This is a genomic window from Ruegeria sp. I1, from assembly GCF_056532675.1.
This window is the reverse complement of record NZ_JBQFNM010000010.1, coordinates 60,931-81,480: the sequence shown is the minus strand read 5'-3', so window position 1 is coordinate 81,480 and position 20,550 is coordinate 60,931. Positions and strand designations below refer to the sequence as shown.

Here is a 20,550-nt window from a genome sequence, read left to right as displayed (position 1 = left end):
GTCTATTCTGTTTCAACGATCTCAAGCAAAGCAGCGATTCTTGCGCGTGCCTGAGCACTTTCATCCAGCAGGTTCACAGCATCTGCCAAGGGTTTGTCCTCGATGCGTTCAGGTGCGTCCGCCAGTGCTTGCGTTGTCGCATTTAACTCAGCGAACTTTCCGTTCGAATCCACATCGGCTCGGTCTGGCAAATTTGCCAACCAGTAATATCTGTTTGCGGCCTGCACATCGCCGACCTCCTGCAACAAAGCTGCGGCGTTGGCAAAATCGCGGCTGGCGATCATCGCCTCGATCCGCAAAGCATTGGCGGCCTCTGATGGATCATCGGCCAACTCCAGCACCGCCTGATAGGGGCGACCAACCTGCAACGCTGCCTGCGCCCTTAGCAGCGCCCGTTCCGCGCGCCTCGCGCGGTCTTGGCCGCGGTTGGCCAGTGCCGCCGCCTGCGTGCCGAACCCCAACTTTGTCAATCGCGCGGACAGGGCGATGGCTGTGTCGGTCGACACCGCATCCTTCTGTGGCTGTGACAGAGTCAGGCTCTGCCGCAAAAATGTTAAGTCATCGGCGCGTTCTGCAAGCAATTGCAGATGTCGGTCAAGCACGGCAGGATCTTCTGCGCTATCCGGCAATGTCTCGATCAGCTCAAAGGCCTGTTCGAATTCCTGCACAAGACCTAGTGCAACCACATGTGTTCGGGCCATCATTGGCCCCATTTCGGTTTTACGATATTCGTTCGCATAGGCGGCGGCGAGATCCAGTTCCTGCAGAGAAACAGCCCCTCGATCGTTCCATCGTTTTTCAACCAACCGCGCCAAGGCCAGCGGCGCCTCGGTCGAGGCTTCGGGTGCCCTAATCACTTCGGACAAGAGGCTTTCTTCTGATGGGCCATCCCCTTCGGCATAAGCCACCTCGGCCTTGGCGTTGAAGAGTGAAGGAGTTGTCTCCGGTTCAACACGCTCTACCGACCGCAAGACCCGCCGCGCGGCTTCAAGTTGTCCTGCTTCAACCAGAATAGAGGATAGCCGGGGCCCCAGGTTGCGGCGCAGATGGTCGGGCAAGCGGACAAAGCTTTGTTCGATTGCCTCAACGCGTGCATCGGTTGTCAGTTCCCGCTCTGCAAGTGCAGCCCAAAGCGCGGCATCGCTGTCGCATCGCTGCAGGCCGTGAAATGGGCTGCGCTGGGGAAACTGTTGATCGTCAACGATGTTTGCAATTGCTGCAACCTGTTGAGCCTCATCACTTTGCAAGCCCGAAAGACCGAGCACTTGAAGGGATTCCGCGCCAAAACCGTAATAGGCATAAAGCTTGGACAAAGCCAAAGCGCGATCTGCGTCCAGCCTGTCGAACTCCTGAAACAGCCCTACGCGCAGCTGTGCGACCTGATCCTGGAAAGGTCGGTCATTTGCCCAGGTTTCAAATCCAAGCTCAACGCTTGTGAAACAGGCAGGTTTGGCTTCGATCTGCGGGAATTCGGAACCCAGCAGCGCGTTGAGTTCATCCAATGCGGTTGAAAGCTCTATATTCGAGCTCAAACCACCCGTCAAAGGCAGTGCCTGCAGCGCGCGCTGTCGCCTTGGCCCGATAGTAGCAAGATTCAGTTCCAGCACATCCCGATCCGCCCCTTGCAACAGACGCGTCGATAGCTGGTCTTTGAAACTCTGCCCGCCAAGGGGCAGCGAAGGCAACTCTATGACTTCTGGCGGGTTAGGGCGGGACGAAAGGTCCGGCTCCGGCGCCGATCGGGGTGGCGGGATATTGGCCAGCAAAGGCGGCAGTATCGCGCCGGGTGCAATATCCAGAACGATCATTGAGTCGCGATAGAGAAATGCAGAAGCAACGCAGTCGCAGCCAAAATCCAGTTCCAGCCCATCGCCCGGCTGTTTCTGCGACAAAGAGGCGAGGCGGTTTGTTGTCAGCCGACTGAACACACCTCCGGTCTTGTAGGTCACATCGTCCAGATCGACGATCAAACGTGCCCCGCCTTTGCGGTGCTTCACAACCCAACCTGTGTTTGGTGGCACAGTGAACACAAGGCGTGTGTATCCATCATGCTCGCCAGAACGAACAGTCACCTCTTGTGACGATGCCCAGGTCGCCCAGGCGATCAGTGCGAATACCAGCGCGACAAGCCGGGTCATGCCGCCGCCTGCTTCAACTCTTTCAAGGCATCTTCCAACTCGGTGAAATCGGGGCGATTATGTGTGGGTGTGTTCTGTCGCCCGACTTCAATACACATTGCAGCGTTGTGGTTGTGGAGATTGGCGACAAGCACCTCTTTTATCAGTTGGTAGAAATGGTTGTCCTCTTCCACCACGTTTTTCAACTTGCCTGCAAAAGGGCCAACCAGGCCATAGGCGAGGAAGACGCCCAGAAAAGTCCCAACCAGCGCCCCCCCGATCAGTTTACCCAACACCTCGGGCGGTTGATCAATCGAGCCCATGGTCTTAATCACTCCTAAAACCGCAGCAACGATGCCCAAGGCCGGTAGGCCGTCCGCTACGGTTTGCAATGCGTGACTTGAATGCATGGCGTGATGAAAATTCGCCTCCATCCGTTTATCCAGCACTTCTTCCACCTGATGCGGATCGTCATAGTTCATGGCGGCAGCGCGCATCGTGTCGCAGATCAGATCCACCGCCTCTTTGTCGGATTGAATCTTGGGATAAGCGGAAAACAGGCTCGAACTTTCGGGTTCTTCGATGTGTTGTTCCACCTCAACCGGGTTCGCGCGCGCAATACGGATCAATGAGAACAAAAGGCAGAGCAGGTCACGGTAATCTTCGGGCTTCCATTTTGGCCCTTTAAAAACCTTACCCATGTCCTTGATTGTGTGCTTGATGCCACCTGCATCATTGCTGATCAAAAAGGCCCCGACGGCAGCCCCGCCGATCATCATCATCTCGTATGGCAGCGATTTCAGGATGATTGTCATCTTACCGCCGGCTGCAAGGTAGCCGCCGAACACCATTACGAAAATGACGATAATTCCAACAATTCCAATCATTTGCGATCTCCAGGCATGTTCGAGGCAGGTGTGCGGTCCATGGGGTCTACTCTTGCGGTGCGGTCGCGTTGCGACCTGCCATCACAACGCTGATGGTATAGGCTGCATCCGGGCTGAGACCGGCCAGTATGCTCGCCGCAGCCTCTGGCGGCATGCGTGACAGAAAGCCGGACGCAAAGGTTGGGTCCATCGTCTCAAACAACGCGGCCGCGTCTTTCGGCTTCATGTTCTGATAGACATCTGTCAGCTGGGTCAGGTCCGTTTCGGCGGCTTTGTTTGCCACGGCCAGGGTCGCACGCAGTGACTCTTCGGCCTCTTGCAAAGTGGCGAGGCGCATGTCGATGGCCTCATTGGCAATTTCCAAAGCCTTTTCCTTTTCCATCACCCTATCTTCGCGCTGTTTCACGCGTTCTTCACGGCGCAACAACTCGGCCAGAAGGCCCTCAACATCGCGCGCTTGCGTTGTTGCGGGTTTTTCTTTCGACTGCTCGACATCCGCGGATTTCGCCAGCGCTGGCCCGGCTTCCAGCCCGACACGAATAATCGCTGATCCGATCATCAACAGAGAGATGACCGTCAACACCCCCGCGCGCGGGCGATTTGGCCTTTTATCCGCAGTTTTGGGATGCATCAGGTGGCCTCGTTCATGTTTCGGCCATGCCGGAAAAACATCAGCCCTTCGGGGGCTTTGGCAGGGGCCTCACTCAGTGTGTCCTCAGGCTGCGCTTCGGGCGGTTCCACGTCAGTTTCAGCGACTTCGTTCGCTACCTCAGACTTTGGTGCAGGCTCGACCAGAGGGTCCTTCATGTCGACCGTTTCGGGATCGGTCTCCTCTGCTGGAATCACGTCGTGCATCGAGGCCATCATCAGTTCCAGACGTTGCGCCACGCTTTCGGCGCGCTGAGTCAGATCCTTCAAAGACTCGCCTGACTGATCCGAAGCCGCGCGCGCATTGTCGAGGGATCTCTTCAACTCATCTGCCTGCGAGGACAGCACTGCAACAGCGCCGCCTACGCCCTTTTCAAGATCGGTAAACCGTCTGAGTCTGCGCGACAGAACAAAGCAATACAGCCCTGCACCCAGCGCGCCCGCGACCAGCAAAATATCCGCGATAAGCTCCAATTTCGCCTCCTAATTCAGTACAAATTCCATGACCAGAACATCACGCACCCGACCTTCTCCGGTAACAATTTCAATGCGCCGCAGCAGGTGTCCTCTGATCCGGGTCAAAGCCATCGGATCTTCCAGATCCGAAACCCTGACCGCGCGCAGATAGCCGTTCAGCACATCCATGATTCGTGGTTGTATTTTTTCCACATCAGCGATGTACGGAGCGTTAACTTCGAGCTGCGCGTGAAATTTCAAATGACGCGCCTGGCTTTCGGTCAAAGAGATGACCACGGGCGGAAGATTCACGAAACCGACATCTGCAAGCGGTTCAGCCTTGGCGTCTTTCTTGTCACTTTCGGCATATGTCTCCTCGGATTTTGCGCCGAAAGGCAGCAGGCCCGATGTGGTCAAAAAATATCCTCCCGCCGCGCCAGCGACGGCCAGAATCAACCCGATCATCAGGCCCTTTTTTCCATTTTTCTCAGGCGCTTCTGCCTCTTCTGCCGTTGCGTCTGTCATGAGGTCCTCATCCATTCGTTGTGAATCCGTCATAACCCGTCAGGGACTAACCGATTGTTAAGGGCAATGGTCCAAACAGAGAACGCGCCGGGCAGAATGTCGGCGAGTCGGAGGTGAGCGTGCAGCAGATCGGAACTGTCTGGGCAAGTTTGGACAGGCGAAAACAAATCATCGTTGCCGGCGCAGTTGTGCTGGTGTTTCTGGGAATTTTGGGCATGTCGCGGTTGGCATCCGCGCCGTCGATGACGCTGCTTTATGCGGGGCTGGAAAGCGAGGCAGCGGGTGATATCGTCCGTTCGCTCGATCAACGCGGCGTGCCATATGAGATTCGCGGCGGGTCTATCTATGTGCCGGGCGGGCAGCGGGATGAGCTGCGGATGACACTGGCCAGCGAAGGGCTGCCTGCAAATGGCAATCGTGGGTACGAATTGCTCGATTCGCTAAGCGGGTTTGGCACCACCTCTCAGATGTTTGATGCCGCCTATTGGCGCGCCAAAGAGGGTGAACTTGCGCGCACGATTGTCGGCAGCCCCCATATCAGCCAAGCGCGCGTACATATTGCCAACGGATCCGCAAACCCGTTTCAACGCAGCGTGGCCCCAACTGCATCGGTTTATCTGGTGTCGACCGGGGCTGAGATTACCGGTGATCAGGCCAAGGCCATCCGGTTTCTTGTTTCTTCAGCCGTCAGCGGGCTGGCCCCGGAAAACGTGGCGGTGATCGATTCGAAGGGCGCGGTGATCGGAGGGCAGGAGACTGCTGTAGCGGGCGAAACAGCCGATGATAAATCGCGCCAGCTGCGTGAGCGTGTTTTGCGCCTGGTTGAGGCGCGCGTCGGCGCGGGCAACGCGGTTGTCGAGGTCAGCGTGGATACTGTGACCAAAACCGAATCGATCCGCGAGCGGCGTTTTGATCCCAAAGGGCGCGTTGCCATCAGCACCGATGTTGAAGAGCGTTCGGACAGCGCCCGCAACCAGTCGTCGGATGTAACAGTGGCCTCGAACCTGCCGGATGGTGATGGCGCTGGTGGGGACGAATCGAACTCGAACGCAACCCAGACACGTGAGCGGGTGAATTACGAGGTCTCAGAAACTGAGCTTGAAGTGCATACCGCGCCCGGCGCTGTCAAACGCCTGACGGTTGCTGTGCTGGTCAATGGCACACGCGTGGTCGATGCTGCAGGGGCCGAAAGTTTTGCGCCACTTCCGCAGGCCGAGTTGGACGCATTGCAGGAACTTGTTGCGTCGGCGGTGGGCTTCGACGCCGAGCGCGGAGATGTCATCACCTTGAAATCGCTGGATTTACCGGTGGTTGAACCGCAAGGCACCCTGGTATCCGCATCGATGTTTCAGAACGTTCATCTGGATGCGATGTCTCTGGTTCAAATGGCGGTTCTGGCGGTGGTCTCACTGGTTTTGGCCCTGTTTGTCATTCGCCCGATCCTGATGAAACCTGCGGTCATGCCCGCCTTGCTGCCGGCGAGCGGGGACGTTGAGGCCGAGAATGCGCAGGTGCTGACGGGTGAGATTGCCCCTGATGGTGCGTCTGAGTTCGCGCCTTTGGCCGCGCAAGCCGACGTGCCTGCAATTGGCGTAGATCAATCGCAAGACCCTGTGGATCGTTTGCGCGCGATGATCGGCGACAAGCAGGAAGAAACGGTCGAGATCCTGCGCAGTTGGTTGGAAGAAGGTGAGGAGCGTGTCTGATGTCGATCGCTCATCTTCTTGAAGATTTCACCATACTTGCCGGGGGTGGCCAGGTTCATTTGCTGGACGAAGAAGCCCTGGAAGAACAGCGCCTTGCGGCCTTCGAACAAGGCTACGGCGCTGGCTGGGAAGACGCGACGCAGGCGCAGGAACAAAGCCGTGGGCAGATTTCGTCTGAATTGGGGAAATCACTTGAAGACATGTCGTTCACTTACACCGAAGCGGTCACCAGAATGTCCCTGTCTCTGGAACCGATGTTCGACAGCCTGACGCGGCTGGTTTTGCCCGAGATGATCGATCGTGGATTTGCTGCGCAAGTTGTTGAGGAGTTGACCGAAATGGCCCGCGCGCAGGTTGGTCAGCCCATGCACATCATGGTTCCCGAGGGCCGCGCAGCCGAGGTTGAAGCGATGTTGCCGGCAGCTCTCAGCTCGCCCCCAAAAGTCATCGAAGATCCCGCGTTAGAGCCGGGACGGGCCCGCCTGCAAGTAGGTATCTCGCGCAGTGAGGTGGATTGCGGCGCGGTTCTGGCCTCGGTCGCGCGAGCCTTTGACGCATATCTATTTGAAGCCAGAGAGGCATTGGAAAATGAGTGATCCCCAGATTCAGAAACCCGAAAAAGCCAGCCCGTTCGACGCGGTCCCGATTGAGGTTACGGTCTCAGTGGGTCGTGCCCGTCCGTTGATCCGCGATTTGCTGAACATGGGTGAAAACGCTGTTTTGACCTTGGACAAACGGATCGAAGACCCGGTGGATTTGTATGTTGGCGATCAACTGGTTGCGCGCGGCCTGCTGGAAGAGATGGAAGGTGATCAGGCCGGACAACTGGCCGTGCGCCTGACGGAAATCGCAGATTTGCAGAACGGGATCGGCTGATGCGCCTTCTGATCGGGCTGGTGCTTGCCACGGCGGTGCTGACACCGTCGCTGGTCGTCGCGCAAGACCTGAGCCTGTCACTGGGCGCGGGGGAATCAATCTCGGCGCGCACCATCCAATTGATCCTTTTAATCACGGTCCTTAGTCTTGCGCCGGGGCTGGCGATCATGATCACCTGTTTTCCCTTCTTGATCACGGTGTTATCGATCCTGCGGCAGGGGATCGGATTGCAGCAATCACCACCGAATATGCTGATTGTCAGCCTGGCCCTGTTTCTCACCTACTTCATCATGGACCCGGTCTTTACCGAAGCCTGGAGCGCCGGAATACGCCCCATGATCGACGAAACGATGGAAGTGGAACCGGCCCTAGAACGCGCCTTGCAACCGTTTCGGGCCTTCATGGCTGCGCGTCTGGATGTAGATACATTTCAAGCCATGGCGGCGCTGCGACCAGGGGGTGAAGCGATGGAGTTATCGCCCGAGGCTCCGCTGTCTGTCCTGATGCCGTCTTTCATGCTGTCCGAAATTGCGCGGGCGTTTCAGATCGGATTCCTGATTTTTCTGCCGTTTCTGATCATTGATCTGGTTGTCGCCGCGGTGCTGATGTCGATGGGTATGATGATGGTGCCCCCGGCCATCGTGTCCTTGCCTTTCAAGCTGGCGTTCTTTGTGATTGCAGATGGTTGGGCCCTGATCGCCAGTGCGCTTGTGCGCAGCTACATGCCGTAGACGTGTCTGGAAAAAATGAAAGACCCGGCGGCAAACATAACAATAGGGCCGCGTTGCCCGTGGCAATGCGGCCCCTTGCATACGAAACCGAAACTTACGCGGTCCGGTTCAGATCTTTGATCAGTTGGTTGAGATTACCGCCACGCGCGTCCAGCATAGCCCCGATCTCGGTCCGTTCGGTCAACAGCAGGTTCACGCCTTCGATGAACATGTTGTAGAACTTGTCGCGCCCGGATTTGTTCGACACCAGAAAGGTAACCTCGAACGGCGAGGAGCCCTGTAGTTTCACCCGTGTTCTGACCTCGTAACCGGCGCGGATTTTGCGGGCGTTGCGCACATCGACCTGGCCGCCGATGAACTCTCGGAACCGACGCCCGTATTTGCGCGAGATGTAGCCTTGAAAGGCGTTGGTGAACTGTTTCAGCTGTGCTGGGCTGGCCGTGCGTGCATCGGCCCCAAGGGCATAGCGTGCCATGATCGGAACATCGGCATATTGCACGAAAATTTTCTCGAAATCGCGCAGCATGGCGTTTTCAGATTTGCCTGACGCGATCACGCGGTTGATCTCGGCCACAACACTGTTCACCAGCGCTTTGGCGCTTGCTTCGGTCTGGGCAAAGGCGGATCCAGGTAGCGCAGTCAGCGCCAATCCGGTCAGGCCGGTGAAAACAAAATGACGTCGGTTCAAAGATTTACTCGGCATAGGGGTCCTCGTAAGGGTCTAGATAGGGGTCCCTGACAGGGTCGGTTCCGATTTCAGCATAGGGATCGGAGTACAGATCCAGATAGGCATCCTCATCATCGCGCGCCAGTTCAAAGCGGCGATTTTGCAAATAGATCAGGCGGGCCTGTGCATAGCTGTCGGCGCTTTCATACAGGATCGAGTCAACCGTATCCGAGAACCGCCCCCGGTCGCCCATGCGGCGCACGATCTCGGCATAAACGCCAAGGTTGTCGGCGGGGCGTGTGGGGGTAAAGTTGATCGGGTTCGAGAACAGGTTGACCACAACGCCTACCGCATCGCGGGTTGTTGAGGGGCCGTAGAACGGCAGCTCGACATAGGCGCCCTCACCAAATCCCCAGACATGTAGCGTTTCGCCGAAATCCGTATCCACGGGCGGCAGGTTCAGCTCATCAGCGGGTGCGGACAGACCAAACCCGCCTACTGTCATGTTCACAACAAAACGCAACAGGGCGTTGCCCATCTGTTTTGGATTGCCTTGCAGCAGATAGTCGACGGCCTGACCCGGCAGCGAGATATTCTCGGCAAAGGTGCTGAAGCTGGTCACCATCGGATCAGGGACGATTTTGACATAGCCTTTTGAGGCCGGGCGGAACAGGAACCGGTCAACACCCAGGTTGAACTTGTGGATGCCGCGGTTCGTTTTTTCGTAAGGGTCGAACACTTCGCCCCGGGCCGCCTGCTCCGAGGGCTGCGTGGCGCAGGCGGACAGGATCGGCAACAGGGACAGCACAACAAGGTGTTTCAGACGCAATCTGCTCAACACGGTCTTTGCTACTCCAAAGTAATCCGGCCCATGATTGCCAGATGTTAAATCGATAATAGTGCCGCGTTGGCACAAGTCTTGGTCACATAAATGTTTCAGGTCCAAATTGAAACATCCAGCATTTAGCGCGTCTGCCTGCGCGTGGTAAAGTGACATCGCTTCAACACTGCGGAATAAGAGAAGTTATGCCCAGATAAACGCCACGTTCAAAAATGCCAGTTTCCTGCTTTCCCTGTCGCGCCCAAGGGGGTAGCGTCCGCCCGAGTCAAATCAGGGATAAGGATCATCGCATGAGTATCACCGCAAAACTGGAAAGCCTGGGCGTCAGCCTGCCCGACGCCCCTGCACCTGCCGCGAACTATGTACCTTTCGTGCGCGTGGGCAATATTGTCTATATTTCGGGCCAGATTTCCAAGGCGGATGATCTGATTACCGGCAAGCTGGGCGATGACATGGATGTCGAAGCGGGCGCTGCGGCGGCAAAGGTCTGCGCCATCAACCTTCTGGCACAGGTCAAAACGGCCTGCGGTGGTGACATTGAGAAACTGGTGCGCGTGATCAAGCTGACCGGCTTTGTGAATTCGACCGCTGATTTCACCGCGCAGCCGCAGGTGATCAATGGCGCGTCCGATTTCCTGGTCGAGGCGCTGGGCGACGCGGGGCGTCATTCCCGCTCGGCCGTCAGCGCGGCCTCTCTGCCCTTGGGCGTTGCGGTTGAAATCGAAGGCATTTTCGAGGTCCAATGACCCCGAAACTGCCAGCCGAATTTCTGCAGGCTCCGATTGCGCATCGAGCCCTGCATGACATCTCGGATCGTCGCCCGGAAAACAGCCGGGCGGCTATTCGTGCAGCGGTGGACGCCGGGTACGGGATTGAGATTGATCTGCAACTGACGTCGGACAACCGCGCCATGGTCTTTCATGACTATGATATGGCGCGTCTGACCGGACAGGCAGGTCCGATCCGGCGGATCACCTCGGCGCAAGCGGCGGATGTCCCCTTGCTGCATGGCGATGATGGTATCCCCGCTTTGGATGAGGTGCTGACGATGGTCGCCGGAAAGGTGCCTTTGCTGATCGAACTAAAAGATCAGGATGGCGCGATGGGTACCGATATTGGCCCGCTTGAGGCGGATGCCGTGCGGGCCCTGCAGGGCTACAAGGGCCCGGTGGCGTTGATGTCCTTCAACCCCAACAGCGTGGCTGAATTGGCGCGCTTGGCGCCGCATCTGCCGCGCGGGATCGTGACCAGCTCTTATGATCCGCAGGATTGGCCTCTGCCAGACGGTATTTGTGATCATCTGCGTGGTATCCCGGATTTTGACCGTGTGGGGGCCAGCTTCATCAGCCATGAGGTTCACGACCTGCACCGCCCCCGTGTTGCCGAGCTAAAGGCACAGGGCGTTCCGATTCTGTGCTGGACAGTGCGTTCGCCTGAACAAGAGGCAAAAGCCCGCGACGTTGCCGACAATGTGACCTTCGAGGGGTATATGGCTGCTCATCCGGGTTGAACCTGACCCGCACTGTCACAGATAAAGAACAGACGCGGAGGGTACATGGATCAGGCGCAGATCGAAGTTCAGGTGCTGAGCTCTCTGTCGCAGATTTCTGCGGCAGAGTGGGATGCCTGCGCTTGCCCCGAGGCCGAAGATGGCGGGCGCCCTCTGGATCCGTTCACCACCCATCGGTTTCTGTTGGCGCTGGAAAACAGCGGATCGGTCGGGTCAGGAACCGGCTGGCACCCGCAATACCTGACCAGCTATCTGGACGGAATGCTGATCGCCGCCGCGCCGATGTATGTCAAGTCGCACAGTCAGGGCGAATACATTTTCGACCATAGCTGGGCCCATGCTTATGAAAATGCGGGCGGGCGCTACTATCCTAAACTGCAAATTGCCGTTCCCTTCACGCCCGCGACCGGGCGGCGATTTTTGGTGCGACCAGGTTATGAGGCGATTGGCATGTCCGCGCTGGTGCAGGGCGCGGTACAACTGGCGGCTGACAATCAGGTTTCATCCCTGCACGCAACCTTCTGCACCGAGGATGAGGCGCTTGCGGGTGAGCAGATGGGCCTGATGCTGCGCAGCTCGCAGCAATTTCACTGGTTGAACGACGAATATGCGGATTTCGACGGGTTTCTTGCGGCCTTGTCCTCGCGCAAACGCAAAAATATCCGCAAAGAGCGGGCGCAGGCAAACGGGTTCGGTGGTGAGATCATCACTTTGACCGGGTCAGAGCTGCGCCCCGAACACTGGGATGCGTTCTGGCGGTTCTATCAGGATACAGGTGCGCGGAAATGGGGCTCACCCTATCTGACGCGGCAGTTCTTTGATATCGCGCAGGACACGATGGCGGATGACATGGCGCTGGTTCTGGCCGTGCGCGACGGTTATCCGATTGCAGGGGCGCTGAACTTTATCGGGCGCGAAACGCTTTTTGGTCGGTATTGGGGCTGTGTCGAACACCACGCCTGCCTGCATTTCGAACTGTGTTACTATCGCGCGATTGATTTTGCGATTGCCCAGGGTTTGCTTCGGGTCGAGGCAGGTGCGCAGGGCGAGCACAAATTGGCGCGCGGCTATCTGCCGACGCGCACGCATAGCTTGCATTGGGTAGGTGATCCGGGTTTTGCTGATGCTGTCAAAAGATATCTGGACGCCGAAGGCCGCGCCGTAGGAGAAGAGATTGAAATCTTGACTGATTACGGACCCTTCAGAAAATCGAACCCGGAGGAACAGCAATGACCGAGCTTTTGTCGACCGAGACCCGAGGCCCCCTACTGGATCCGCTGTTTAGCAACGGTTGGACAATGGTTGAAGGCCGGGATGCTATCACCAAAACCTTTATTTTCGACAATTTTGTTGCCGCCTTTGGTTGGATGACACAGGTGGCAATCTGGGCTGAGAAATGGAACCATCACCCGGAATGGTTCAACGTCTACCGGACGGTCGAAGTTGTGCTGTCCACCCACGATGTGGGCGGTTTGTCGTCTCTGGATGCCAAACTGGCACGCAAGATGGACAGTCTAGTCTAGCCTCGATCTCCGCGCGAACCCATTCCACCAGCCAATGAGGCGGCGACGCCCATCTGTTCGAACTCGGCCGGTGTCACGGTTCCATCGCTGACATTGATGTTGCCCGGAATTCCAGTTGTGCGGTTGCCCACCTGACGCACGCTACGCGCGGCCGGATTAATATCCAGACACTTTGTATTGTAGCAGGTCAAACCACTGGTATTGATCTGAATGCGGGCTTGGCCATCCGGCCCCGTTATGACTGGGGCTTGGGGCACATCGCATGCGCAAAGGGCGGCAAACGCCCCAAAAGCGATCCATTTGTTCATACCACGCTCCTGTTCAGAGTTGGCCTAGTCCAGCTGGCCGTTTCCGTCCTGATCCGCAGTGGTGAAATCATTGCCCATCTGCGCGTCGTATTCTGCCCTTGAGATAAAGCTATCGTCGTTCCGGTCAACGTTCTGAAACTGTTTGATGTCCAGAAACGGCTTGGCCTCATCCAATCCCAGCGTGCCGTTCTTATCCTCGTCCATCGTCTGAAACGCGTAGTCGGAAAAGGCGTTGAACTCGTCCTTGGACAAGAACCCGTCATTGTTGGCATCAATAGCACGCAATTCGTTTTCGTGTAGCTCGGCCACGGTCTCGGCATTGGCCGCAGCGGCAAACGCAACGGACGCGATCAAAACAAGCGGTTTCAATTTCAGTGCTTTCAACATGCGAACCTCTGCCCTTCGATACCACCCGCAGCAGCGCCCGCTGCCGTCAGAATGGTTTTGCCGGAGCCGCCCCCGAACTGATTGCCGATTGCGCCGCCGATCAACGCGCCACCCAATGTGCCACCAAGGCAGGCGATCTCATGCTGGCGTGCGGCTTGTTGTTGCGGGGTCGGGGCTGGGCCGCAGGCTGCCAAAACGCCTACGCAGACAACGCAAAGGGTTAAAAATCTGAGTTTCATCAATCAACTCCCGTGTTTATGCGCCAAGTATTCGCACAACGGGGCGTTGTCGCAAGTTAAATAGGGTTCATCTGGCCCCGACCTCGGCCGGGGCCAGATCGGTTCAGATTGCGTCCAACAGCGCCTCGCCAGCCGAAACTTCGCACACCCCTGGGTTTTCTTCCAGGTTCAGCGCGACCACCTTGCCGTCCTCGACCAGCATCGCATAGCGTTTGGACCGCGCGATCAGGCCTACGGGCGGTGCATCGAAATCCATGCCAAGGGCTTTGGTGAATTCCGATGTGGCATCGCCCAGCATGGTCAGCCCCGCCGCAGCGGCGCCGGTGGATTCGCCCCAGGCATGCATGACAAACGGGTCGTTGACAGAAATGCAGATCACCTCGTCTACACCTTTTGCGTCGAATTGATCCTTGGTCCGGATAAAGCTGGGCACATGGGCGGTGGTGCAGGTGCCGGTATAGGCACCGGGAACGGCGAAGATCACCACTTTCCGGCCTTTGGTTTTGTCGGAAATCCGCACCTCTTCCGGGCCGTCAGCACCCATTTGGGTCAACGTGGCATCGGGCAGCGTGTCACCTGTTGAAATCATTTCTTACCTCCTGTCGTTTGGATTTGCAGAGTCGGGCTTTGCCGCAATATAGGTGGTCGCGTGGATGAGACCACGGTAATTCGACAGGGTGGGAGGAACATGAGCCATATTGTCGTGATCGGTGCCGGACAAGCAGGCGCTTCGCTTGTCGCGCGGCTACGCAAAGACGGGTTTGATGGTGACATCACCCTGATCGGGGCTGAACCGCATCTGCCCTATCAGCGCCCGCCCCTCTCCAAGGCTTATCTGCTGGGTGAAATGGAATTGGAGCGCCTTTTCCTGCGGCCCGAGAGCTTCTATGCCGACAACAATATCACTTTACGTTTGGGACAGCGCGTCACCGCAATTGATCCGCAGGCAAAGACCGTGACGGTTGGCGATGATGTCATTTCCTACGACGAGTTGGCACTGACCACCGGATCGGACCCGCGTTGTCTTCCCGCCGCGATCGGCGGTGACCTGCGGGGCGTTCACGTGGTGCGCGATCTGGCGCATATCGATGAGATGGAGCCTCGTGTCACCGAAGGCGCACGCGCGTTGATCGTGGGTGGCGGCTATATCGGGCTTGAAGCCGCGGCCGTCTGTGCCAAGCGCGGGGTCAAAGTGACTCTGGTAGAGATGGCCGAGCGTATCTTGCAACGTGTCGCTGCGAAGGAAACCAGCGATTACTTCCGCGCATTGCACAGCGAATACGGTGCGGATATCCGCGAAGGCGTTGGGTTGGATCGGCTGATCGGTGACAACGGCAGAGTGGTCGGAGCCGTTTTGACGGACGGGTCCGAAATCGAGGTGGATTTCGTTGTTGTCGGTGTTGGCATCGCCCCATCGACGCAATTGGCCGAGATGGCGGGGCTGGAACTGGACAACGGGATCAAAACCGACGCGCATGGCCGTACTTCTAACCCGTCGATCTGGGCGGCAGGCGATTGTGCATCCTTCCCGCATGGCGAAGGGCGTATTCGTCTAGAGAGCGTCCCAAACGCTATCGATCAGGCCGAGATCGTTGCTCAGAACATGCTGGGTGCCGCCAAGGACTACACTGCAACGCCGTGGTTCTGGTCGGATCAGTATGACGTCAAGCTGCAGATTGCCGGGCTGAACACAGGGTATGACCGCGTGGTAACCCGCAAGGGTGAAGGCGCGACGGTGTCCTTCTGGTACTACAAGGGCGACCAGCTAATCGCGGTCGACGCCATGAACGACCCTCGCGCCTATATGGTTGGCAAACGCCTGATCGATGCGGGCAAGACGGCTGATCCATCCGTGGTCGCGGACCCGAAAGCGGACCTGAAACCGCTGCTTAAGGCGTGAGGATCATTGCCGGAGACTTTCGGGGCCGCGCCTTGGCCTTGGTTGGCAAAGGCGATGCGGGCGCGCATCTGCGCCCCACCACCGACCGAGTGCGCGAAAGCCTGTTCAATGTTCTGACGCATCAGATTGACTTCGATGGTCTGCGCGTGTTGGACCTGTTTGCAGGCACCGGCGCATTGGGGCTTGAGGCGCTGTCGCGTGGGGCAGCGCATGTCACGTTTGTGGATGACGGTCGAGTTGCACAGGGTTTGATCCGCAAGAATATCGAACTGACACACAGTGCTGATCGTACCGAATTGGTCCGTCGGGACGCGACGCGGCTGGGCGACAACCCGTACGCCCCTTATGATCTGATTTTTCTGGACCCGCCCTATGGCAAGTCGCTGGGCCAAAAGGCGGTGGCTGCCCTGACCGCCGGTGGATGGGTGGCTGATGACGCCTTGTTGGTCTGGGAGGAAAACGCACCCATGGCAGCGCCTGATGGGTTCAGCCGGTCCGACAGCCGGAAGTATGGAGATACTCATATCTCCTTGATATGGCGCAATGTTTCAAACTGAAACCTGCTGCGCGAATTGATGCCGCTTGCCGATTTGCGCATTAACCTGCGCTCGGGTACGGCGATTGAAAAGCAGACGGAGGCTTTATGCACGATCTGGTCATTTTCGATTGCGATGGCGTTCTGGTCGACAGTGAGCCGCTGTCCAATCAGGTTTTGGTAGACAACCTTGCCCGCTATGGACTGGACCTGACTCTGGAAGACAGCGTTGGTTTTTTCTTGGGCGGTACAATGGCTGGCGTGCGCGACAAAGCACGTGCGCTGGGGGCTGATTTACCCGACGACTGGATCGATGAAGTCTATTCGGAAACCTACGCGCGTCTGCGTCAGGGCGTGGCATTGATGCCGGGTATTCGGGACTTGCTTGATCGGCTCGACCACCACGGTATCCCATTCTGCGTGGCCTCAAATGGCAGTCCGGACAAGATGGCGATCACACTGGGGCAAAACGGGCTTTGGGACCGGTTTCAGGGTGCCATGTTCTCAGCCCACCAACTGGGGACAGCAAAACCGGACCCAGAGATGTTTCTGTTGGCGGCGAAGCAGTTCGACGCATCCAAACCCGTCGTGATTGAAGACAGCCAGAATGGTGTGACTGCCGCGGTACGCGCGGGCATGCGGTGCCTTGCCTTTGTACCAGAGGGTCATGGTGTCAAACTGGCGGAGATCGGGGCAGAGGTTTTTCACAACATGACCGAGGTGCCGGGTCTTTTGGGAATTTGACACAACCGTGCTAGTGTCGGGTTATGGACCGTGTACTAAACCCACCGATCTGGTCATTTTCGCAGGATGCCGATGTCACCCCGGCCCCCGAGCGTAAGCCGATGCGCGCACCTGTTTTCATTCACGACGCGATAATCCCTTGGCGAGATGAAACGCTGTTGCTCAAGCTGCTACGCGATCAGGCCGTCGATCAGGACGAATAGGTCGGATGGTACTTCCCGCCGGGTGACAGGGTGAAAATCTCCACCCCATCGGCTGTCACACCCACTGAATGCTCAAACTGCGCGGACAAGGATTTGTCGCGGGTTACGGCGGTCCAGTCATCGGCCAGCGTTTTGGTTTCCGGGCGGCCTAGATTGACCATCGGTTCGATGGTGAAGAACATGCCTTCTTCCAGAACCGCACCGGTTCCCGGACGCCCGTAGTGCAGGACGTTTGGCGGTGCATGGAACACACGGCCCAACCCGTGGCCGCAAAAATCGCGGACAACGCTCATCCGGTGCGCCTCAACATAAGCCTGAATGGCGTGGCCGATATCACCGAACGTGTTGCCGGGCTTGACCATTTCGATGCCCTTGAACAGCGCGTCATGGGTGACCTGAATCAGACGCTCGGCCTTGCGAGGCAGTTTTCCTGCAACATACATGCGCGAAGTGTCACCGAACCAACCATCGACAACGACGGTCACGTCGATATTAAGGATATCGCCATCTTTCAGCTTCTTATCGCCGGGAATGCCGTGGCAAACCACGTGGTTTACACTGATGCAGCTGGCGTGCTGATAGCCTTTGTAGCCGATGGTTGCTGAGGTCGCGCCTGCATCCTCGACCATCTGCGTAATCAACCCGTCAAGCGCGCCGGTTGTCTGTCCGGGAAACACATGATCGGCAATATCGTCGAGTATCCGCGCAGCCAAGGCCCCTGCCGCATGCATGCCGGCAAAGTCACCCTGTTCATAGATACGGATGCCGTCTTTCGTCATACGGCCGCGATGCTCTTTCATCGACGCTAAGCTCCAAATGTGTCGCGCAGCACTCTATTTACGCTGCTTGTGCAGAAAGTTCCAGAGGGCGCGGGGCTGTGGCTCCTAAATTGGCGGGTGTGTCGCAGTATTCAAGTATCGCCAGCAAGGGCGTGTTGCCTTAAATTTCTTTCACGAAGTAGTGCATATGCGGGCGCAGCATAGGTTGGTCTTTGTAGGTTGTCGTCTCAATTGCTTCATCGACTTCGACAAAGCCCAGTTTTGGATAAAGGCTGCGCATTTCGACATTGGGTGTAAGCGTATCGGCGACCAATCGTGTCAGACCCATCGCGCGCGCGGCCTGTTCTCGGGCTTCGATCAGCGCTTTTCCGGTACCTGTTCCTCTTGCGCTCTCAACAACAAAGACTCTCTTGAGTTCACCAGTCTGGTCATCAAGCCGTTTCAACATACCACATCCGATGATTTCACCCGTGGCATCTCGCGCCACAACGATGCAGCCGTTCGGAGGCAGATAGTCGTTCGAATTGGCCCAGAACTCGGCCATTGCGCTTTCGGGTGCGGTTGGGTCTATGTCGAAACCCATTTCCTGCATTCGTTGGACGATGAGGCGATAATACTGCGATAAAATGCTACTGAATGCGTCCTTTTCCGGTAGCTCGGTACAGGTTTCAATTGATACTTCTACCATCAGGGGGCTCCTAGCTGGCCGTACTGGCTTTTGCCGCGAACAGGTTTCGCTAACATCCTATGATCATATCTTGGTTTCGGTTCCGATGCAGGCAATTGTATCAACCCAAACGCCCTCGGGCGTTATCCGAGTGCCATAGACCAACCGTTCCACCCCTTTCACCTGCGCAAACTCAAACGCCGCAGCGTAAGCTGGATCTATGTCTGCGGCCAGCGCGAAGCGTTCGCAATCGGTTCGCTGCACCAGATACAACATGATCGCCCGGTGCCCTTGTTCAACCATCTCGGCCAACTCGCCCAGATGTTTGGTGCCGCGTGCGGTCACGCTGTCGGGGAACTCGGCCAGACCGGTTTGGCGGGACAGGGTGACGCTTTTGACCTCGACATAGGCATCGGGCAAGCCGGGCCCGGATAGCAGAAAATCGATGCGGCTGTTTTGGCCGTATTTCACCTCGGCCCGGACGGTATCGTAGGCGGCCAGTTCGGGAATCTCGCCTGCTTGTAAGGCCAATCGCAAGGCCTTGTTCGGCACGGATGTATCGACCCCGGTGAAATGTCCGTTCTCATTGTCGACCAGCCGCCAACCGTATTTCAGCTTTTTCTTTGGATCGTCATTCGGTTCCAGCCAGATTTTCTGCCCAGGTTCCGCCAGCCCCAACATCGAACCAGGATTGGCGCAATGGGCGGTGATCTCGCGGCCGTCCTCCAGTGTGCAATCGGCCAGAAAGCGTTTGTAACGGCGGATCAGGCGGGCGGGGACAAGAGGGGTTTCAAATCGCATAGCCTAGGGACTATACCTGCCCCAAAGGTCGATCAAGAGGGGACATTCCATGGCCAATCCAACCGCTGCAATGCTGGTGATCGGGGATGAAATTCTATCCGGCCGGACGCGCGATGCGAATATGCACTACCTCGCTGGGGAGCTAACCAAACACGGTATCGACCTGAACGAGGTGCGCATTGTCAGCGATGATGCCCCGGCGATTGAGGCCGCTGTTAAGGCGTTGTCCGACAGCTATGACACTGTGTTCACCAGCGGCGGTATCGGCCCGACCCATGATGACATCACCGCCGATTGCATCGCGCGGGCCTTTGGGGCGTATATCGATGTGCGGGATGATGCGCGCGCCCTGTTGCAGGCGCATTATGACAAATCGGGGTTGGAACTGAACGAAGCGCGCCTGCGCATGGCCCGCATCCCAGACGGGGCGGTTTTGATCGACAACCCGGTCTCAACTGCGCCGGGCTTTACCATTGGAAACGTCCATGTCATGGCCGGTGTGCCGTCGGTGTTTCAGGCCATGGTGGCCAGCGTTTTGCCCAAGCTCACCGGAGGCAGCCCGCTCTTGTCTCAGACCCTGCGTGTGGACCGGGGGGAGGGCGATATCGCGGCAACCTTGGCCTCTTTGGCGGATGCTTATGGTGACCTGTCGATTGGCTGCTACCCGTTCCAGATCAACGGAGTTTTCGGCGCAAATGTCGTGATCCGGGGGACCGACGGCGCGCGGATCGACGCTGCCATGACCCAACTGGCAAAAGAGCTAGACTTGTGAGCGCCAATTGGGCCGAGGTCGTCGATGGCACATGGCCTGCTGCCAGCTATCAGCAGTCAGGACCATTTCAACTGCGCCAAGGGCAGGGCGGTGGATCGCGGGTTTCGGCAGCCAGCGCCATCGGCCCGGTCAGTGAAGCGGATATTGATGCAGCAGAACAGGCGATGCTGGCCATGGGGCAAAAGCGTATCTTTTGCCTGCGTCCGGGTGACGAGGCGTTGGATGCCCAGCTTGCAGCGCGCGGCTATCAGGTGCTGGACCCGGTTAATATCTACACCTGCCCGGTATCTGACCTGACTAACCGCCTGATCCCGCTGGTCACGGTATTTCAGATTTGGGAACCCTTAGCGATCATGCGGGAAATTTGGGCAACCGGCGGCATCGGCCCCGAACGGGTGGCGATCATGGAACGTGCCAAAGGGCCCAAGACCAGCCTGCTCTTGCGTCATTCGGATCAACCTTGCGGAGCTGCATTTGTGGCGATGCATGATGACATCGCCATGCTGCATGCGCTTGAGATTCTGCCAGATCACCGACGGCAGGGTATGGGCGAATGGACGATGCGTGCCGCTGCAATCTGGGGGCGCGACAACGGTGCGAAAACGCTCAGTGTGATCTGTACCAAAGCAAACCAAGGGGCAAATGGTCTCTACCGCGCGCTTGGGATGGAGATCGTGGGCGAATACCATTACCGTCAGCTTATCTGACGAAGAGAGGCCCCCCGTGAC

28 protein-coding genes are annotated in these 20,550 nt (G+C 57.6%); 14 read left to right on the top strand and 14 right to left on the bottom strand.

The features are described from left to right. Positions 1 to 2: 2 nt before the first annotated feature. The 5 genes from ACR0DH_RS17230 to ACR0DH_RS17210 are packed head-to-tail and all read right to left on the bottom strand — an operon-like array spanning position 3 to position 4,633. A complete protein-coding gene (locus ACR0DH_RS17230; RefSeq protein WP_480551026.1) occupies positions 3 to 2,138 on the bottom strand; it encodes a hypothetical protein in 2,136 nt (711 codons plus the stop codon). After that, positions 2,135 to 3,004 (bottom strand): flagellar motor stator protein MotA, encoded by an 870-nt coding sequence (gene motA / locus ACR0DH_RS17225; RefSeq protein ID WP_480551028.1) that lies wholly within the window; start codon positions 3,002 to 3,004, stop codon positions 2,135 to 2,137. Before motA ends, ACR0DH_RS17230 begins: the two co-directional genes overlap by 4 nt. Positions 3,005 to 3,050: 46 nt before the next feature. Continuing rightward, positions 3,051 to 3,635: a MotE family protein gene (locus ACR0DH_RS17220; RefSeq protein WP_480551030.1), complete on the bottom strand. Its 585-nt coding sequence runs from the start codon at positions 3,633 to 3,635 to the stop codon at positions 3,051 to 3,053. Then, a complete protein-coding gene (locus ACR0DH_RS17215; RefSeq protein ID WP_480551032.1) occupies positions 3,635 to 4,126 on the bottom strand; it encodes a hypothetical protein in 492 nt (163 codons plus the stop codon). The genes ACR0DH_RS17220 and ACR0DH_RS17215 overlap by 1 nt, the downstream gene beginning before the upstream one ends. Before the next feature lie 9 nt (positions 4,127 to 4,135). Next, positions 4,136 to 4,633 carry a flagellar basal body-associated FliL family protein gene (locus ACR0DH_RS17210; protein ID WP_480551034.1) on the bottom strand — a complete coding sequence of 166 codons (498 nt, stop codon included), beginning with the start codon at positions 4,631 to 4,633 and terminating at the stop codon, positions 4,136 to 4,138. Positions 4,634 to 4,752: 119 nt separating this feature from the next. On the opposite strand from ACR0DH_RS17210, the gene fliF reads away from it, so the two are divergent. From fliF to fliP, 4 genes are read left to right on the top strand one after another with little or no spacing between them, the layout of a single operon-like run. After that, positions 4,753 to 6,339: a flagellar basal-body MS-ring/collar protein FliF gene (fliF, locus tag ACR0DH_RS17205; RefSeq protein WP_480551036.1), complete on the top strand. Its 1,587-nt coding sequence runs from the start codon at positions 4,753 to 4,755 to the stop codon at positions 6,337 to 6,339. Beyond that, positions 6,339 to 6,935 (top strand): FliH/SctL family protein, encoded by a 597-nt coding sequence (locus ACR0DH_RS17200; RefSeq protein WP_480551038.1) that lies wholly within the window; start codon positions 6,339 to 6,341, stop codon positions 6,933 to 6,935. Before fliF ends, ACR0DH_RS17200 begins: the two co-directional genes overlap by 1 nt. Further along, positions 6,928 to 7,215: a FliM/FliN family flagellar motor switch protein gene (locus ACR0DH_RS17195; protein ID WP_353008733.1), complete on the top strand. Its 288-nt coding sequence runs from the start codon at positions 6,928 to 6,930 to the stop codon at positions 7,213 to 7,215. The genes ACR0DH_RS17200 and ACR0DH_RS17195 overlap by 8 nt, the downstream gene beginning before the upstream one ends. Beyond that, a complete protein-coding gene (gene fliP, locus ACR0DH_RS17190) occupies positions 7,215 to 7,946 on the top strand; it encodes a flagellar type III secretion system pore protein FliP (protein WP_480551040.1) in 732 nt (243 codons plus the stop codon). Before ACR0DH_RS17195 ends, fliP begins: the two co-directional genes overlap by 1 nt. Before the next feature lie 94 nt (positions 7,947 to 8,040). Here fliP and ACR0DH_RS17185 read toward each other — a convergent pair whose 3' ends face one another. Both ACR0DH_RS17185 and ACR0DH_RS17180 read right to left on the bottom strand, forming a co-directional pair. Continuing rightward, positions 8,041 to 8,649 (bottom strand): MlaC/ttg2D family ABC transporter substrate-binding protein, encoded by a 609-nt coding sequence (locus tag ACR0DH_RS17185; protein WP_480551042.1) that lies wholly within the window; start codon positions 8,647 to 8,649, stop codon positions 8,041 to 8,043. Next, the gene (locus ACR0DH_RS17180; protein WP_480551044.1) at positions 8,639 to 9,454 is read right to left on the bottom strand and encodes an MlaA family lipoprotein; all 816 of its coding nucleotides are present in this window, start codon (positions 9,452 to 9,454) and stop codon (positions 8,639 to 8,641) included. The genes ACR0DH_RS17185 and ACR0DH_RS17180 overlap by 11 nt, the downstream gene beginning before the upstream one ends. Positions 9,455 to 9,744: 290 nt before the next feature. On the opposite strand from ACR0DH_RS17180, the gene ACR0DH_RS17175 reads away from it, so the two are divergent. From ACR0DH_RS17175 to ACR0DH_RS17160, 4 genes are read left to right on the top strand one after another with little or no spacing between them, the layout of a single operon-like run. Continuing rightward, a complete protein-coding gene (locus ACR0DH_RS17175; RefSeq protein ID WP_480551046.1) occupies positions 9,745 to 10,200 on the top strand; it encodes a RidA family protein in 456 nt (151 codons plus the stop codon). Then, positions 10,197 to 10,964, top strand: a complete 768-nt coding sequence (locus ACR0DH_RS17170; RefSeq protein ID WP_480551047.1) for a glycerophosphodiester phosphodiesterase family protein — start codon at positions 10,197 to 10,199, stop codon at positions 10,962 to 10,964. Before ACR0DH_RS17175 ends, ACR0DH_RS17170 begins: the two co-directional genes overlap by 4 nt. Positions 10,965 to 11,009: 45 nt before the next feature. Then, positions 11,010 to 12,197 carry a GNAT family N-acetyltransferase gene (locus tag ACR0DH_RS17165; RefSeq protein WP_480551049.1) on the top strand — a complete coding sequence of 396 codons (1,188 nt, stop codon included), beginning with the start codon at positions 11,010 to 11,012 and terminating at the stop codon, positions 12,195 to 12,197. After that, positions 12,194 to 12,487 carry a 4a-hydroxytetrahydrobiopterin dehydratase gene (locus ACR0DH_RS17160; RefSeq protein WP_480551051.1) on the top strand — a complete coding sequence of 98 codons (294 nt, stop codon included), beginning with the start codon at positions 12,194 to 12,196 and terminating at the stop codon, positions 12,485 to 12,487. The genes ACR0DH_RS17165 and ACR0DH_RS17160 overlap by 4 nt, the downstream gene beginning before the upstream one ends. Here ACR0DH_RS17160 and ACR0DH_RS17155 read toward each other — a convergent pair. The 4 genes from ACR0DH_RS17155 to ACR0DH_RS17140 form a co-directional block, all read right to left on the bottom strand. Then, complete coding sequence (locus ACR0DH_RS17155; RefSeq protein WP_480551053.1) at positions 12,484 to 12,795, bottom strand: hypothetical protein; 312 nt, start codon at positions 12,793 to 12,795, stop codon at positions 12,484 to 12,486. The two genes, ACR0DH_RS17160 and ACR0DH_RS17155, sit on opposite strands and share 4 nt — an antisense overlap. Positions 12,796 to 12,819: 24 nt before the next feature. Then, entirely contained in the window at positions 12,820 to 13,182 is a 363-nt protein-coding gene (locus tag ACR0DH_RS17150; RefSeq protein WP_480551055.1) for an EF-hand domain-containing protein, read from the bottom strand. After that, on the bottom strand, positions 13,176 to 13,421 hold the full coding sequence (locus ACR0DH_RS17145) for a glycine zipper 2TM domain-containing protein (RefSeq protein WP_480551057.1): 246 nt from the start codon (positions 13,419 to 13,421) through the stop codon (positions 13,176 to 13,178). The genes ACR0DH_RS17150 and ACR0DH_RS17145 overlap by 7 nt, the downstream gene beginning before the upstream one ends. Before the next feature lie 103 nt (positions 13,422 to 13,524). Then, the gene (locus ACR0DH_RS17140) at positions 13,525 to 14,010 is read right to left on the bottom strand and encodes a redoxin family protein (protein WP_480551059.1); all 486 of its coding nucleotides are present in this window, start codon (positions 14,008 to 14,010) and stop codon (positions 13,525 to 13,527) included. A gap of 99 nt (positions 14,011 to 14,109) precedes the next feature. Between ACR0DH_RS17140 and ACR0DH_RS17135 the strand changes: the two genes are divergently transcribed. The 4 genes from ACR0DH_RS17135 to ACR0DH_RS17120 all read left to right on the top strand — a co-directional run bounded on the left by ACR0DH_RS17135 (position 14,110) and on the right by ACR0DH_RS17120 (position 16,803). Next, positions 14,110 to 15,321 carry an NAD(P)/FAD-dependent oxidoreductase gene (locus tag ACR0DH_RS17135; RefSeq protein ID WP_480551060.1) on the top strand — a complete coding sequence of 404 codons (1,212 nt, stop codon included), beginning with the start codon at positions 14,110 to 14,112 and terminating at the stop codon, positions 15,319 to 15,321. Beyond that, on the top strand, positions 15,318 to 15,878 hold the full coding sequence (gene rsmD / locus ACR0DH_RS17130) for a 16S rRNA (guanine(966)-N(2))-methyltransferase RsmD (protein ID WP_480551061.1): 561 nt from the start codon (positions 15,318 to 15,320) through the stop codon (positions 15,876 to 15,878). Before ACR0DH_RS17135 ends, rsmD begins: the two co-directional genes overlap by 4 nt. Positions 15,879 to 15,964: 86 nt before the next feature. Beyond that, positions 15,965 to 16,600 (top strand): HAD family hydrolase, encoded by a 636-nt coding sequence (locus ACR0DH_RS17125; RefSeq protein WP_480543384.1) that lies wholly within the window; start codon positions 15,965 to 15,967, stop codon positions 16,598 to 16,600. Positions 16,601 to 16,623: 23 nt separating this feature from the next. Further along, positions 16,624 to 16,803, top strand: a complete 180-nt coding sequence (locus tag ACR0DH_RS17120; RefSeq protein WP_480543382.1) for a hypothetical protein — start codon at positions 16,624 to 16,626, stop codon at positions 16,801 to 16,803. On the opposite strand, the gene map is transcribed toward ACR0DH_RS17120, so the two are convergent. The 3 genes from map to sfsA form a co-directional block, all read right to left on the bottom strand. After that, a complete protein-coding gene (gene map, locus ACR0DH_RS17115) occupies positions 16,791 to 17,603 on the bottom strand; it encodes a type I methionyl aminopeptidase (RefSeq protein WP_480543380.1) in 813 nt (270 codons plus the stop codon). The two genes, ACR0DH_RS17120 and map, sit on opposite strands and share 13 nt — an antisense overlap. A gap of 139 nt (positions 17,604 to 17,742) precedes the next feature. Continuing rightward, entirely contained in the window at positions 17,743 to 18,270 is a 528-nt protein-coding gene (locus ACR0DH_RS17110) for a GNAT family N-acetyltransferase (protein ID WP_480551062.1), read from the bottom strand. A gap of 63 nt (positions 18,271 to 18,333) precedes the next feature. Then, on the bottom strand, positions 18,334 to 19,050 hold the full coding sequence (gene sfsA / locus ACR0DH_RS17105) for a DNA/RNA nuclease SfsA (RefSeq protein ID WP_480551064.1): 717 nt from the start codon (positions 19,048 to 19,050) through the stop codon (positions 18,334 to 18,336). Between the two features lie 49 nt (positions 19,051 to 19,099). Here sfsA and ACR0DH_RS17100 point away from each other — a divergent pair, with 49 nt between their 5' ends. Continuing rightward, entirely contained in the window at positions 19,100 to 19,822 is a 723-nt protein-coding gene (locus ACR0DH_RS17100; RefSeq protein ID WP_480551066.1) for a competence/damage-inducible protein A, read from the top strand. Then, positions 19,819 to 20,529, top strand: a complete 711-nt coding sequence (locus tag ACR0DH_RS17095) for a GNAT family N-acetyltransferase (protein ID WP_480551067.1) — start codon at positions 19,819 to 19,821, stop codon at positions 20,527 to 20,529. The genes ACR0DH_RS17100 and ACR0DH_RS17095 overlap by 4 nt, the downstream gene beginning before the upstream one ends. The last annotated feature ends 21 nt before the right edge of the window (positions 20,530 to 20,550 follow it).